Here is a 12,757-nt window from a genome sequence, read left to right as displayed (position 1 = left end):
GTATTATTTTAAATTTTCGTACAAAGTATCAAATTTTGAAGACAAATTCAAATATTCCTGAATCCAGTCATTCTGCATTGCAATTTCCTGTAAAGTCCCGGTTGGAGCAAATAAGTATCCTAAAACCTGTACCCCTTTTATGTTTCTATCCTGCAGCAAATTATCAATTATATTTATTTCGGCAATTAATTCTTCTGCCGAATTATAATTTGTCCATAATAAATCTGTTTCCTCGGTAATTTTAGACTTAATTATTCCAAGTATTTTTAATACCGCATCCCAATCAGTATCTCTATTTTTCTCTTCGGTCATGACTGTGATAATTTCTTCGACAATCTATTCGCTAAATCTTTTATATCACTAGCCCTTGCTAAATTCTGAATCCAGTTTTCCGATATATTTTCAATGCCGTAATAAATTCCAGCCAATCCGCCTGCTACAGCAGCCGTGGTATCAGTATCACTCCCAAGATTAACGGCTTTCAATACAACATCCTTATAGTTATCGGTTTTAAGAATGCACCATATAGATGCCTCTAAAGTATTCAATACATAACCCGAAGAAAATATTTCTGATTCAGAAAGAGATTCCAAAGACTGAACATCATAATCACCAACTTTAATAGAAAGGATTCTATGAAAACAATCAATTTCTGATTGAGGCATATCTTTATTCTCAAAAAATGATTTCACAATTTCCCGCATTTCTTTTAAAGCATCAGTTTTACTCTTTCCGTTGTATAACTTCAAAGCATATTCCAGATAAATAAAACAAGCCATTACAGAACGAATATGACGATGTGTAAGCGACGAAACTTCTTTTACATGCTGAAATCGCTGGTGTATCGGCATATCTTTAATGTAAAAAAGCAATGGCAGAATACGCATTAAAGAACCATTCCCATTACTGTCCTCCGTATCGCCACCCGCAAGTAAAGGATCATTTCCACAATGCAATTCATGAATGGCAATGGATGTTGCAATCCCGATATCGAACACTACGCCATGCGGTGTCCAATAACTATGTTCTTTCCAGTTTACAAAACGATTGGCCAGTTTCTGCAGATCATATTTTTCTGCTAATGTTTCTGCAAGGCAAAATGTCAATGAACTGTCGTCTGACCAAGTTCCTGCAGGTTGGTTGTGTGTTCCATACCCAATCATATCAACCGCAGGGGATTTTTTTATCTCGTTTCTCGAAAGAAATTCATAAGGAACACCTAACGCATCGCCAACTGCAACACCAAACAAAGCTGATTCTATTTTATTTTCCATCATTTATTTCTTCCTTTTTCATCTGGATAAAATGTCTGCACTACATCGCTCTGCCAGAATTCTTTTGTTTCAACCTCAATACAGGTTAATTTTCCATAAAAACCTGCTCCTGTGTCAATATTCCAAACATTGCAACCTTGCATTGGAATTTCTACATCGTAATGAAGCGTTGGCGTATGGCCAATATAGATTTCATTAAAAAGCAGTAATCGTTTTGGATATGAAAGTGAATCTTTTTTAATTCGTTTATCCATTGTCAGTGCCATTTCCCATAACGTTCTATCCCACGAAAAATTGGTTTGGTAATGCTCTTTTTCTGGTCCGTGCATCGATGAAAATCCAGCGTGAATAAAAAGATTGTTGTTTTCATCTACGAAATAATCTTTCATTTGATTAAAAAACTCGAGATGTTTCTGTTTTTCCGAAAAATCAACATTCTGATAACTTTCTATAGTCGATTTTCCTCCATGAAGAAACCAGATATCATTTATGACATCATTCATCAACCAATCTTGACACCATGCATCGTGATTTCCTTTTACAAAAATACATTCGTGTTTTTGAGATAAACCGATAAGGAAATCAATTACCTGTGCAGATTCGCTCCAACCGTCGACATAATCTCCTAAGAAAATTAATCGATCATTTTCAGTTACTGTAACTCGGTCCAATAACTGAACAAGAGCTTTTAATCCTCCATGAATATCTCCAAAAACTAGTGTTCTTTTCATTTTTAAAATTCAATGTATTCCGAAGGAACCTCATCTGTCAACCACACATTGTTTTCAGATAAATAAAATTTAAATCCGTCTCTATGCATCGTGCCGCTTCTAACGGTTAAAATTTGTGGCACTCCTCTTCGGCTTCCTACTTTTGTTGCCGTTTCTTTGTCTTTACTTAAGTGTACGTGCTGACGGTTCATTTTTTTCAAACCTTCTTTGCGAATGTTTTCTATAAATTTCCCGACAGTTCCGTGGTACAAATATTCCAAAGGTTCCGTTTCTGCCAGATTTAATTCAACCGAAATGGAATGTCCCTGACTTGCACGGATTTTGGTTTTATCTTCATTGTAAGCGAAACGCTTTTTATCGTTATTTTCTACAACGTAATCTAAAAGTTCTGCGTCCAAACGTTGCCCTTTTTTATTACATTTTATAATTAATTCTTCTACATCCGCCCATCCATTTTCGTCTAATTTTAATCCGATTTTTTCTGGCGAATGTCTAAGCACCAGACTCAAAAACTTGCTGACGCTTTTTGCTATATTTTCATTCATTTTTATTATTTTTTATTATGGATTTAAAAATCATAAACCACGACTTTTATATCCTGACTAGAAAGAGTTTTAAGAATAATTGGTTCAATCATTTCCCATTTTCCACCAGCTAATCCGCATCCAATTCTAGGCATATGAACTGATGCATTGTTTGTTTTTGCAAAATCAGAAACTGCTTCTAATCCTTCTTCAATCGCTTGGTATCGAATTGGAGCTCCACCGTTTTCATCTTTATTGATTTTGTGTTGCCCTATTAAGTTTGCAACCCATAAATCTTCTTCAACTTGAACAAACTGCACTTTCCCTAATTCAAAATCATTTTTAGATTTAAACCATTCACGATATTGCTTTTCTGGTGTTTTCCATCTTTTTGAAATTGCCATTACGAACCCTTTTCCCCATCCGCCAATATCATTGCACACGTGAACGATTATCTTATTTTCTGTTCCTTCAGGAGATGTTGCATCACCTTTTATATATTGTATGTCTTTCATTTTTACAATTTATTTTAATCAAACGTTCCTACGGAACGTAAATTTGATTAATCGATATTTTTTTCTACTACCGACCAAATGTTCCTAGCGGAACATCTTTAGCATTTCGATTTATCTCAATTCATCCCTAACTTCCATCAAAGCAAAACCCAAAAGATTCAAACCTTTCCAAGCTTCTGGTTTTAGAACATCTTTGTGATCTTCTGCCATTCCGATTCCCCAAATTGGATCGACTGGACTTGCTTCTACAATAACTCGTTCTTTAGTGTTTAGTAAGAACGTTTTCAAATCGGCGTTTTGACTGAATTTGTGATAGTTTCCTTGTTTTACAATTTCGTATCGGTTTTCTAACCAAACTGTATCGACATAGTTTTTGACTTCACGACCTAGTTTTTTAGCTTCGGCAGGAGAATCAGCTTTAAGGATTTTTTCTAAAATTTCTTGATCATTGAATAATTCCGCTTTCTTGGCCATCATCCAATGTTCGGCAGTTTTATAAGTTATTTTATCAACTTTAAAAGAACTCAACCACCATTGGCTGAAACAGGTTTTGAGAATTTTTCCGTCTTTACTTGGTTGGTGTCCCCAGAAAAATAAAAATTTACTTTCTGGAGCTATGGTATCTATATTGTATTTCATTTTTTCTATTTTATTAAAACAAAGAAGTAATGTTTTTAAAATCTTTTGAATCGGGTGAAAATGATCCGTAGATTTCATTGAATTCTGTTGTTAGATTTTCGAATTCAAAATCCTGCTCTAGTTGATCCATACAAGTTACAACCAAATTTCTTTGTACCATTGGGCTGTAAGCGGCATCGAGTTTTAGAGCGTAATTAAGAAGTTCGTAATTCAGACTTCCAAAACGTAAATGTTTTTGGTATTCGTTAAAAACACAAGTTTCTTCTTCGTTATTTTTTAATTCAATTTCTCCTTCATTAGCCATCCAGCCGTATCCGTGGCGGGTTGAATAACTTCGGGTTACGTAATAAACGGCTACATCTTCAATCTTTAGTTTATTACAAATTTCAATTGCATTTTTTGAAGTGGTATTGGCATAGGTTACATTCGGAAAAACGCCGTGATCCATGTCGAGCAGAACTCCCTGGCTGCCTTCAAAAATCAGATTTTCGTATTTTGAAAGAAACGTATAATCGACAATATTCCACTTTAATTTATCTATTGCTTCTAAATATGCATTGATTTCTTCCTCAATTCCACTTTCATTTAAAAGGCCATAGTAATATGCGATTTGGTTTAGTTTTTCTAAAAGCATTTCGCGAGGAGCAATCAAATCGATGGCAAACAATTTATACGGACCTTCATTTCTTTTCATCGTTGAACCAATGCCTTTTCCGCAGGTTCCGTTTTCAATGTTTCTCACATTTCCTCTGTTGTGCCAGACGTCAAACGGAGTGGTAACTTTTGCTAAAGGATGAATATACAAATCCAGATTAGCATTTTTTTCATTTAATTCTTCTCTTTCGTTATAAAGAAAAAGCGGATGAATCGTACAGTGCTCGCTGTAATAAGACGGAAGACCACGAAGTGCTCCGCTTGCAAAACTCGAATGCACGTGTTTTCTATTGCCGATCATGACGGTATGAGCAGCCTGTTGTCCTCCTGAAAAGCGAATAACTATAGATTCAGGGTTTTGTTTTGCCAGAAAATCTGTTGTTATGCCTTTTCCTTCATCACCAAATCCTAAACCTATAACTATTTTCGCTGTTTTCATTTTTAAAGCATTTCTATATTATCTAAGCTGTTATCACTTGCATCAGAAACTGGTATTGATCCTAAATCAGAACTTTTATGCTTATCGCAGATAATCTTTTTAATTACATTTGGAATTTCTCTATGATCTTCTATAGACAAACAATTTTGTCCCAGTAATTCTTTCCATTCTACATCGGCATTGATGGCTTGTCCTGAATGCAATACGCTAATATGATAGACATCGTATCTTTTTTGCGCTTCTGCTAATAATTCAAGATGCGTGTAAGTCTGTTGTCCTTGCCCCATTATTTCTTTAATTGCCGAAGCCGGAAGTGTTTTTAAACCTGGTTCATCACCCACTGTAAACAATAATCCTTTTTGTCCTCTTTTTTCGAATGCATCGGTTTTAGTGTGAAATGCAGCAAAATACCATGCTAAAAGATAACTTTCTCCGGCGTTTCCTCCTCCACCGCCTTCAATATAGGTTCTTGTTAACCACATATCCAATTCTTCGTCACCAGATTCAAACTGTCCAACTTGAAGCGGATATCTATCGCATTCGTGATCTCCGATTCCTAAAAATAAAAGTGCTGGATCTGGAACGCCACCTTGAATAATTCCTCCCATTAATTTTGGAAGTCCTTCTTTAATCAATTCGTGCGGGATATGCCCCATACTTCCTGTAACGTCTAATCCTAAAATAATCGGAACTGTATTGGGATGAACATCAGAATCTCTAGCTTCTCTAAAAATCACTCCATTTGGATTCATAGATTCATGAGCCATATGTAACGCATTCTGTGTAAATATCTCTGCTGCAGATTTGCTAGCATAACCTACTTTTTTTGCTCTGCTTTCGCGAGCACCGAAATCATATCTTGTTCCTCCCATGACTAATATTTTTTACCAAATAAATATTCAAATCTCTTTTTTGTAACCTCAAACTGAATGTTTAAATTTCTGATTGTCAGCGAAAGTTCCATGTCTTTTTGAACAAAAGCTTCTGGCTGAAAATCGGCAAAAGTTAAACTGTTTTTATCAAGCGGACTAATATCAATCAGTCCTTCTTGTTCTCTTTCGAGTCTTTTGATTTTTAATTCGATATCTTCGACTCTTCTTCTGTAAATTAATTCAGAATCCTCACCAATTACTTTGGCTCTGTCTTCTCTTATCTGATCATTGTTTCTTTTTAGAGATTCAATAAATCGTGGTTTTAAATCGTCGCTCATAATTTTTGGTTGTTTTTATTTCAAGTTTTCTTTGTTTCAAGTTGCATGCTAGACTTGAAATTTGGGAGTTTAAGCTTGAAACGGTTAATAGATTTTTTTTTAGGTTTCACGTTCTCAAAACAGCTTGAAACTTTTTAAACTAAATTCTCCAATCTGATCACTTGAACGCTTTCGCCTTCAAAATCTTTAAAAGAATTGGTTGTAAAGATTCCATCAAAGCAGTTTAAAACTTCAAAACCTTTATTGAAAATTCCGTGGCTTACTGCTAAGTATAATTTTCCGGCATTTTTCTTTTTAAGTTCTTCGGCTAATCCTACGAAAGTTCCTCCTCCGTCGCAAATATCATCTACAATTAAACAATCCATTCCTTGCAAATCATCATTGTAAACTTTAAAACCAGATAATTTTCCTGTTTTTACATCACGGCTTTTACTGCATTCTACAACTTCAACACCTCCTAAAAACTCAGATACTTTATAGATTTTTTTCAAAGCTCCTCCATCTGGAGAAATCAATTTTACGTTTTCGCCTATTTTATTTAAAACTTCTTTTATAAAAGTATAGTTTGGAATCACAGTACTATTATTCAACAAAGCTGGTGTAACTTCAGAATGCGCATCAAAAACAAATACTTTGTTCAACTGCATTGCATTAATTATATCAGCATAAACTTTTACAGATAAAGGCTCACCAGGAATCATAACACGGTCTTGTCTTGCTGCTGGAAAATACGGAATGAAAAGATCTATGATTTTAACATCCATTCTGCGTAAAGCGTCAACCGTAACACACAACAAACCTAAATCGTTGAATGAATTTAATCTATGCGTAATAGTAACTTTTTCATTTGCATCAAAATCTGGAGCGATTTTGATGTGTGGTTCTCCTCCAGAGAAAGTAAAACTTTGAAATTTAATTTCTTCCTGATTTTGAAATGGAGCGAATTTTGGGTCGAGATTTAGTATCATAGTTTTTTAGTTTGCGTTAATTATACGCAAATGTAGAATTTAATTTTGAATAAACAATTTATTTTGTGTAAAAATTACGCAAACTTTATTTCGAAGTGAAAACCTTTAGAAGCTAAATCTCTATATTTCAGTTTATTAAATCTAAATAATTTAGCAGGTCTTCCGCTTTTTATAGGTGAAAAATTATCTGTTTGCTCTAAAATGCCGAAGCTTAGTATTTTTTTTCTAAAATTTCTGCGATCAATTTCTTTTTCTAGAATGGTACAATAAAGGTTTTCCAAATCTGAAAACAGAAACTCGTCTGGAAGTAAATCGAAACCAATTGGCTCGTAAGTTAATTTCGCTTTCAATCTTTCTATACCTTTTTTTAAAATCAAATTATGATCGAATGCTAAAGGCGGAATTTCGTCAATTTTAAACCATTGTACTCTTTCAGCATCTGTATCGGCTTTTATTTCTAAGTTTGAAGCTTCAACCAAAGCATAATACGCAACTGAAATAACGCGATTTCTAGAATCTCTATTTATATCATCTCCAAAAGTATAGAGCTGTTCCATAAAAGTCAATTGCACATTCGTTTCTTCATGTAATTCACGAATAACTGCATCGCTTAAAGATTCATCATTTTTAACCAAACCTCCAGGCAATGCCCAATATTTATCTGCCGAACCAAATTTTTGCTCAATCAATAACGCATATAAACCATTGTTCTTGTAGCCAAAAACAATAGCATCTACAGCAATTCTAATATTTTGTAATTTTTCCATAATCCTAAATCCTATCAAACAAATATAACGAATGAGGATCAACTTTGTAATCTATGCTTATGCAATAAATTACAAAGTTGATCCTCATTACTATTTTTACAAGCAGTATTTTAGTTCACCGTTACACTTTTCTTTGGGCTAACAGTACAACTCCCATCGCCTTTTTTTAGCGTTACATCTGCTTTAACTTCAAAAGTTCCTGCTGCACTATAAGTATGCGACACAGCACCGGTCGTAGTATTTATGGTTTCTGTTTTTCCATCACCAAAAGTCCATTTTACTGAAGTTACGGTATTGCTTCCACCATATTGAATGGAGTAATTTATTATTTTTGAATTTGTACCATCTGTCGAATGCTTTAATTCTGTTAATATAGAATCTCCAAAACAATCTACAATAGCTTCGTCATCATGCTTACTGCATGAATTACTAGTATATAAAACTGTTACAAGTACCAAAAATGTTGCAATCTTTCTCATAATCAATCTAGTTTTAGAAGTTAATTTACTGAACTCAAAGTTATTTTTTTCCACAAAGGCCATTAAACACCTGAATTTCAATTAATAAAAATAAAAAAACTACAATCTATTTCCAAAAAACAATTTCAGTTCTTTTTCAATAATATCAAAAAATGACTTTAAGTTATTATTTTTTGGAGCTAATAAATACACAAATTCTTCTGGCACATGAAAACTGTTCCATAACAACTGCAACTTATTTTCCTTGATAAAATTTCTTGCGTTACAGTTCCAAGTAGCAGCAACTCCATCATTTTTAGATAAAAGCCTAAGCATTTCAGATTCTGAAGGAATAATGTAATTAGGCACCATAGAAGGTCTTTTTTTATTGAAAGCATGCAGCCAAAATAATTTTATATGCGGAATACGTGCGTCATGACTATACCATTTCTGCGTATTCAGCCATTGCTCTATTTCTGTATAATTGTCTGCTTTTAATTTTTGGCGAAATTCGGTTATATCTAAACTTACTGGAGCAACCAAAATCAATTTTATTTTTCCGACAATTTCATAAGTAGTATCAAAAGTGTCAAATCTTTTTGTTGTTATAGCAAAGTCTAATTTTTTAGCATCCACCAATGCAAAAAGTTCATCGTTTTCTGCAAAAGTAAAATCGATTAAATCAAACTTAGCAATTAATAGATTGCCAACGCAGTCAAAAAGATGTTTTGAAATTCCGACAGAAATTAATCTGTTTGCATTTTCAGCTTTTGCTCTAAAGCCAACTTCAACACTTTCGAGACGATCTAATGCGTCTATTATCAAATTATTCAGTAACTTAGCGTATTCGGTTGGTTCTACTCCTTTAGATTTCCGATTGAACAATTTATTTCCCACGTGTGCTTCAAGCATTGAAATCTGCTGACTAACCGCAGGCTGACTCATAAATAATTCCTTCGCAGCCACTGAAAAATTACCGTTTTTGTAAACTGCTTTAAAAGTTCTGTACCATTCTAGATTTACCATGATATAAATTTATTTATAACAAACATAGTTTATTTTATTTTTACTGATATCACATTAGCTGTAAATTTGTTCAAAATTTAATACATATGAAAAAAATAACACTATTCGCAATAACTGCATTTACAGCTGTAAGCATTTCTGCTGAAGCTCAAAAATCAAATAAAAAGAGTATGAAAAAAGGTATTATTTGTTGTAACCAGCAATGACAAACTGGGCAATACAGGAGAAAAAACAGGATTCTGGTCAGAAGAATTTGCTGCGCCATATTATGAACTTTTAGATCAAGGAGTTGAAATTACAATTGCATCTCCTCTTGGAGGACAACCCCCAATTGATCCAAAAAGTGCCGATCCCGCTTCGGCAACTGAAGACACCAAACGTTTTGACGCTGACACTGTTTTACAAGAAAAATTAAAAAACACACTAAAACTTTCTACAGTTAACCAAAAAGATTACGATGCTGTATTTTATCCAGGAGGTCATGGTCCGCTTTGGGATTTGGTTGAAGATAAAAGTTCAATTGCTTTAATTGAATCTTTTTATACACACAACAAACCAGTCGCTTTTGTATGTCACGCTCCTGCCGTCTTGAAAAACGTAAAAGTAAAAGGCGAATATTTAGTAAAAGGTAAAAAAGTAACCGGTTTCACTAATGAAGAAGAGGAAGCTGTTGGTTTAACCAAAGTAGTTCCATTTTTATTGGAAGATGCTTTAGCATCAAACGGAGCAATTTTTTCTAAAGGCGCAAACTGGCAGCCTTATGCTGTTGCCGACGGACTTTTAATCACGGGACAAAACCCAGCATCATCTAAATTGGTAGCTGCAAAATTGCTACAAGAATTAAAATAAAAGGGACTGAGGGACTGAGATACTAAGGTTCTAAGTTCTTCTAAAAACCTAAAAAAAACTCAATCTCTTATTCACTAATTGCAAATAAAAATTAATCAATCACAATGTTAAGTTCTGAGATTCTATGTTTCAACAAAAAACTTAGAACCTCAGAACCTTAGCATCTTAGAACCTAAAAAAAATGCTAAACTTTGAATTATACAATCCGACGAATTTAGTTTTCGGAAAAGGACAAATTGAAAAACTTTCTACTTTAGTTCCAAAAGGCGCAAAAGTGCTTTTGGCTTATGGTGGCGGAAGTATTTTCAAAAACGGAATTTACGATCAGGTAATCAATAATCTTAAAGGTTTTGAAATTGTAGAATTTGGCGGAATCGAACCAAATCCAAGATTTGAAACTTTACTGAAAGCCGTTGATGTGATCAAAGCAGAAAAAATCGATTTTATTCTTGCTGTTGGTGGTGGATCTGTAATTGATGGCGTTAAATTTATTTCGGCAGCTGTAAATTTTGAAGGAAATCCGATTGACATTCTTCAAAAAAGGATTTTGATTAAAGAAAATGCAATGCCATTTGGAACTGTATTAACGCTGCCAGCAACGGGAAGCGAAATGAATTCTGGATATGTGGTAACAATTGAAGCAACTCAAGAGAAATTATCTTCTGGAGGAAGTGCTTTATTTCCGCAGTTTTCAATCTGTGATCCTACAGTAATTTCGTCTTTACCAAAAAGACAAATCGAAAATGGTGTTGTAGATGCTTACACACACGTAATGGAACAATATTTAACGTATCCAACTGATGCTTTTCTTCAGGATAGAATTGCCGAAGGAATTTTACAGACTCTAATTCAAGTTGGTCCAGGCGTTGTAAAAAACCCAACCGATTATACTTTGGCTTCTAATTTTATGTGGAGCTGTACAATGGCTTTAAACGGATTAATTCAGAAAGGTGTTCCAAGCGATTGGGCAACACACATGATTGGCCATGAATTGACAGCGCTTTACGAAATTGATCACGCCAGAACTTTGGCTATTATTGGTCCAAGTTTGTATCATGTAATGTTTGAAAGCAAAAAAGAAAAACTGGCGCAATATGGAAGAAGAATTTTCAACCTAACTGGTTCTGACGAAGAAGTGGCAAAAGAAGCCATTAACAAAACTGTTGAATTTTTTCATACAATGGGAATGGATACTAAACTTTCTCAGTACACAGAAGATTATTCTAAAACAGCCGATTTTATCGTAAATCGTTTTGAAGAAAGAGGTTGGAAAGGTTTAGGAGAAAAACAATTAATAACTTTAGATAAAGTAAGATCTATTGTTGAACTTTCGTATTAAGATAAATTCCAAATTTTAAAAATTCCAAATCCCAATTTTAAACTTTTGGAATTTGGAATTTTTTTATTGGAATTTCATTAAAAAAGGCGTTCTTAACAAGTTTAGGAACGCCTTTTCAAAATACTAAAACAAAACTAACTAACTCAATTTTTTTTAAATTCATTAAAATTCTAATTTATAAATTGTTATAACGCAAGTGAGATCCTTTTATTGTTTAGCTATTAAAAAAAATATTTTTATTCTTAAACTTCTTGAAAGTCATTGCAATTAAAGTGTGTTTTCAAAATTTCTTAAAGCAGATTTTGCTTTATTAGCACATTATTAAGTACTTTTGTTTTAAATTATTAAAATAATGAGCGAAAATTTAAAATTTGCAGTGATTGGTGGAGGAAGCTGGGCAACGGCAATTGCAAAAATGTTATGTGTAAATCTTTCTGAAATTTCGTGGTACATGCGCAATGATGCCGCTATCGAGCATATCGAGAAATTCAAACACAATCCAAACTATTTAAGTTCTGTTGAATTTGACACCAAAAAACTCAAATTAACCAATAATATAAACGAAGCGATAGAATATGCAGATTATATCATTTTTGCAATTCCATCGGCTTTCTTAGATGCCGAATTAAAAAACATGACGGTTTCTTTATCAGATAAAATTATTTTTTCTGCGATTAAAGGAATTGTTCCAGAAACTAGTTTAATTGTTGGCGAACATTTCCATATTCAATACGACATTCCATATTACAATATTGGAGTTATTACAGGACCTTGTCACGCAGAAGAAGTAGCTTTAGAAAGACTTTCATATTTGACGATTGCTTGTGGCGACCCTGATAAGGCTAAAGTTGTAGCAAAATCACTTTCTGGAAATTATATTAAAGCAAAAATTTCAGACGATATCATCGGAACTGAATATGCTGCAATGCTAAAAAACATTTATTCTATTGCTGCCGGAATTGCACATGGTTTAGGTTATGGCGATAACTTTCAATCGGTTTTAATGAGTAACGCTATTCGCGAAATGAAGAAATTCATCAGAAAAGTGCACCGAATGAAACGTAACATTAATGATTCTGCTTATCTAGGCGATTTATTGGTTACAGGATATTCTGTTTTCTCTAGAAATAGAATGTTCGGAAATATGATTGGAAAAGGTTACACCGTAAAAAGTGCCATGATGGAAATGAGTATGGTTGCCGAAGGTTATTATGCAACAAAAAGTGCTTATAAACTAAATCAAGGTTACGGAGCTAAAACACCAATTATCGATGCTGTTTATGCCGTTTTATACGAAGGAAAAGATGCAAAAACGGTTTTCAAAAAATTGACCGAGTCTTTGGATTAAGTTTTAGTTAAAAGAT

15 protein-coding genes and 1 pseudogene are annotated in these 12,757 nt (G+C 33.7%); 3 read left to right on the top strand and 13 right to left on the bottom strand.

Annotated elements, in window-relative coordinates:
• Positions 1-3: 3 nt before the first annotated feature.
• The 13 genes from JC605_RS05870 to JC605_RS05810 form a co-directional block, all read right to left on the bottom strand.
• Positions 4-312, bottom strand: coding sequence for a hypothetical protein (locus JC605_RS05870; RefSeq protein ID WP_198855295.1), 309 nt, complete (start codon positions 310-312; stop codon positions 4-6).
• Positions 309-1,277, bottom strand: a complete 969-nt coding sequence (locus JC605_RS05865) for an ADP-ribosylglycohydrolase family protein (RefSeq protein WP_340696577.1) — start codon at positions 1,275-1,277, stop codon at positions 309-311. Before JC605_RS05865 ends, JC605_RS05870 begins: the two co-directional genes overlap by 4 nt.
• On the bottom strand, positions 1,274-2,005 hold the full coding sequence (locus tag JC605_RS05860) for a metallophosphoesterase family protein (protein ID WP_198855294.1): 732 nt from the start codon (positions 2,003-2,005) through the stop codon (positions 1,274-1,276). The genes JC605_RS05865 and JC605_RS05860 overlap by 4 nt, the downstream gene beginning before the upstream one ends.
• A gap of 2 nt (positions 2,006-2,007) precedes the next feature.
• Positions 2,008-2,550, bottom strand: coding sequence for an RNA 2'-phosphotransferase (locus JC605_RS05855; protein ID WP_198855293.1), 543 nt, complete (start codon positions 2,548-2,550; stop codon positions 2,008-2,010).
• Between the two features lie 23 nt (positions 2,551-2,573).
• Complete coding sequence (locus JC605_RS05850) at positions 2,574-3,044, bottom strand: macro domain-containing protein (RefSeq protein ID WP_198855292.1); 471 nt, start codon at positions 3,042-3,044, stop codon at positions 2,574-2,576.
• A 111-nt stretch (positions 3,045-3,155) separates the two neighbouring features.
• Positions 3,156-3,683: an NADAR family protein gene (locus JC605_RS05845; RefSeq protein WP_198855291.1), complete on the bottom strand. Its 528-nt coding sequence runs from the start codon at positions 3,681-3,683 to the stop codon at positions 3,156-3,158.
• Positions 3,684-3,696: 13 nt separating this feature from the next.
• Positions 3,697-4,776 (bottom strand): adenylosuccinate synthetase, encoded by a 1,080-nt coding sequence (locus JC605_RS05840; RefSeq protein WP_198855290.1) that lies wholly within the window; start codon positions 4,774-4,776, stop codon positions 3,697-3,699.
• A 2-nt stretch (positions 4,777-4,778) separates the two neighbouring features.
• Positions 4,779-5,648 (bottom strand): hypothetical protein, encoded by an 870-nt coding sequence (locus JC605_RS05835; protein WP_198855289.1) that lies wholly within the window; start codon positions 5,646-5,648, stop codon positions 4,779-4,781.
• 2 nt (positions 5,649-5,650) lie between these two features.
• Entirely contained in the window at positions 5,651-5,986 is a 336-nt protein-coding gene (locus tag JC605_RS05830; RefSeq protein ID WP_095928446.1) for a hypothetical protein, read from the bottom strand.
• A gap of 134 nt (positions 5,987-6,120) precedes the next feature.
• Positions 6,121-6,954 carry a ribose-phosphate diphosphokinase gene (gene prs, locus JC605_RS05825; RefSeq protein WP_198855288.1) on the bottom strand — a complete coding sequence of 278 codons (834 nt, stop codon included), beginning with the start codon at positions 6,952-6,954 and terminating at the stop codon, positions 6,121-6,123.
• Between the two features lie 74 nt (positions 6,955-7,028).
• The gene (locus tag JC605_RS05820) at positions 7,029-7,721 is read right to left on the bottom strand and encodes an NUDIX domain-containing protein (protein WP_198855287.1); all 693 of its coding nucleotides are present in this window, start codon (positions 7,719-7,721) and stop codon (positions 7,029-7,031) included.
• Positions 7,722-7,831: 110 nt separating this feature from the next.
• The gene (locus tag JC605_RS05815; RefSeq protein WP_198855286.1) at positions 7,832-8,200 is read right to left on the bottom strand and encodes a PKD domain-containing protein; all 369 of its coding nucleotides are present in this window, start codon (positions 8,198-8,200) and stop codon (positions 7,832-7,834) included.
• 99 nt (positions 8,201-8,299) lie between these two features.
• A complete protein-coding gene (locus tag JC605_RS05810) occupies positions 8,300-9,205 on the bottom strand; it encodes a LysR family transcriptional regulator (RefSeq protein WP_198855285.1) in 906 nt (301 codons plus the stop codon).
• A gap of 86 nt (positions 9,206-9,291) precedes the next feature.
• On the opposite strand from JC605_RS05810, the pseudogene JC605_RS05805 reads away from it, so the two are divergent.
• The 3 genes and pseudogenes from JC605_RS05805 (at position 9,292) to JC605_RS05795 (ending at position 12,741) form a co-directional block, all read left to right on the top strand.
• A pseudogene (locus tag JC605_RS05805) lies at positions 9,292-10,054 on the top strand (type 1 glutamine amidotransferase domain-containing protein).
• Positions 10,055-10,235: 181 nt separating this feature from the next.
• Complete coding sequence (locus JC605_RS05800; protein WP_198855284.1) at positions 10,236-11,393, top strand: iron-containing alcohol dehydrogenase; 1,158 nt, start codon at positions 10,236-10,238, stop codon at positions 11,391-11,393.
• Positions 11,394-11,745: 352 nt separating this feature from the next.
• Positions 11,746-12,741 carry an NAD(P)H-dependent glycerol-3-phosphate dehydrogenase gene (locus tag JC605_RS05795; RefSeq protein WP_198855283.1) on the top strand — a complete coding sequence of 332 codons (996 nt, stop codon included), beginning with the start codon at positions 11,746-11,748 and terminating at the stop codon, positions 12,739-12,741.
• Positions 12,742-12,757 lie beyond the last annotated feature (16 nt).

The sequence above is a fragment of the Flavobacterium sp. IB48 genome (assembly GCF_016405855.1).
In the GTDB taxonomy this organism is placed as follows: domain Bacteria; phylum Bacteroidota; class Bacteroidia; order Flavobacteriales; family Flavobacteriaceae; genus Flavobacterium; species Flavobacterium ginsengisoli.
This window is presented reverse-complemented; position numbering and strand designations above follow the sequence as displayed.

Bases quoted from the DNA above. Each gene is read 5' to 3' on its own strand.
- JC605_RS05840 (WP_198855290.1), bottom strand. From the start codon at position 4,776: ATGAAAACAGCGAAAATAGTTATAGGTTTAGGATTTGGTGATGAAGGA.
- JC605_RS05800 (WP_198855284.1), top strand. From the start codon at position 10,236: ATGCTAAACTTTGAATTATACAATCCGACGAATTTAGTTTTCGGAAAA.
- JC605_RS05870 (WP_198855295.1), bottom strand. From the start codon at position 312: ATGACCGAAGAGAAAAATAGAGATACTGATTGGGATGCGGTATTAAAA.
- JC605_RS05865 (WP_340696577.1), bottom strand. From the start codon at position 1,277: ATGATGGAAAATAAAATAGAATCAGCTTTGTTTGGTGTTGCAGTTGGC.
- JC605_RS05850 (WP_198855292.1), bottom strand. From the start codon at position 3,044: ATGAAAGACATACAATATATAAAAGGTGATGCAACATCTCCTGAAGGA.
- JC605_RS05830 (WP_095928446.1), bottom strand. From the start codon at position 5,986: ATGAGCGACGATTTAAAACCACGATTTATTGAATCTCTAAAAAGAAAC.
- JC605_RS05820 (WP_198855287.1), bottom strand. From the start codon at position 7,721: ATGGAAAAATTACAAAATATTAGAATTGCTGTAGATGCTATTGTTTTT.
- JC605_RS05810 (WP_198855285.1), bottom strand. From the start codon at position 9,205: ATGGTAAATCTAGAATGGTACAGAACTTTTAAAGCAGTTTACAAAAAC.
- prs (WP_198855288.1), bottom strand. From the start codon at position 6,954: ATGATACTAAATCTCGACCCAAAATTCGCTCCATTTCAAAATCAGGAA.
- JC605_RS05855 (WP_198855293.1), bottom strand. From the start codon at position 2,550: ATGAATGAAAATATAGCAAAAAGCGTCAGCAAGTTTTTGAGTCTGGTG.
- JC605_RS05815 (WP_198855286.1), bottom strand. From the start codon at position 8,200: ATGAGAAAGATTGCAACATTTTTGGTACTTGTAACAGTTTTATATACT.
- JC605_RS05795 (WP_198855283.1), top strand. From the start codon at position 11,746: ATGAGCGAAAATTTAAAATTTGCAGTGATTGGTGGAGGAAGCTGGGCA.
- JC605_RS05835 (WP_198855289.1), bottom strand. From the start codon at position 5,648: ATGGGAGGAACAAGATATGATTTCGGTGCTCGCGAAAGCAGAGCAAAA.
- JC605_RS05845 (WP_198855291.1), bottom strand. From the start codon at position 3,683: ATGAAATACAATATAGATACCATAGCTCCAGAAAGTAAATTTTTATTT.
- JC605_RS05860 (WP_198855294.1), bottom strand. From the start codon at position 2,005: ATGAAAAGAACACTAGTTTTTGGAGATATTCATGGAGGATTAAAAGCT.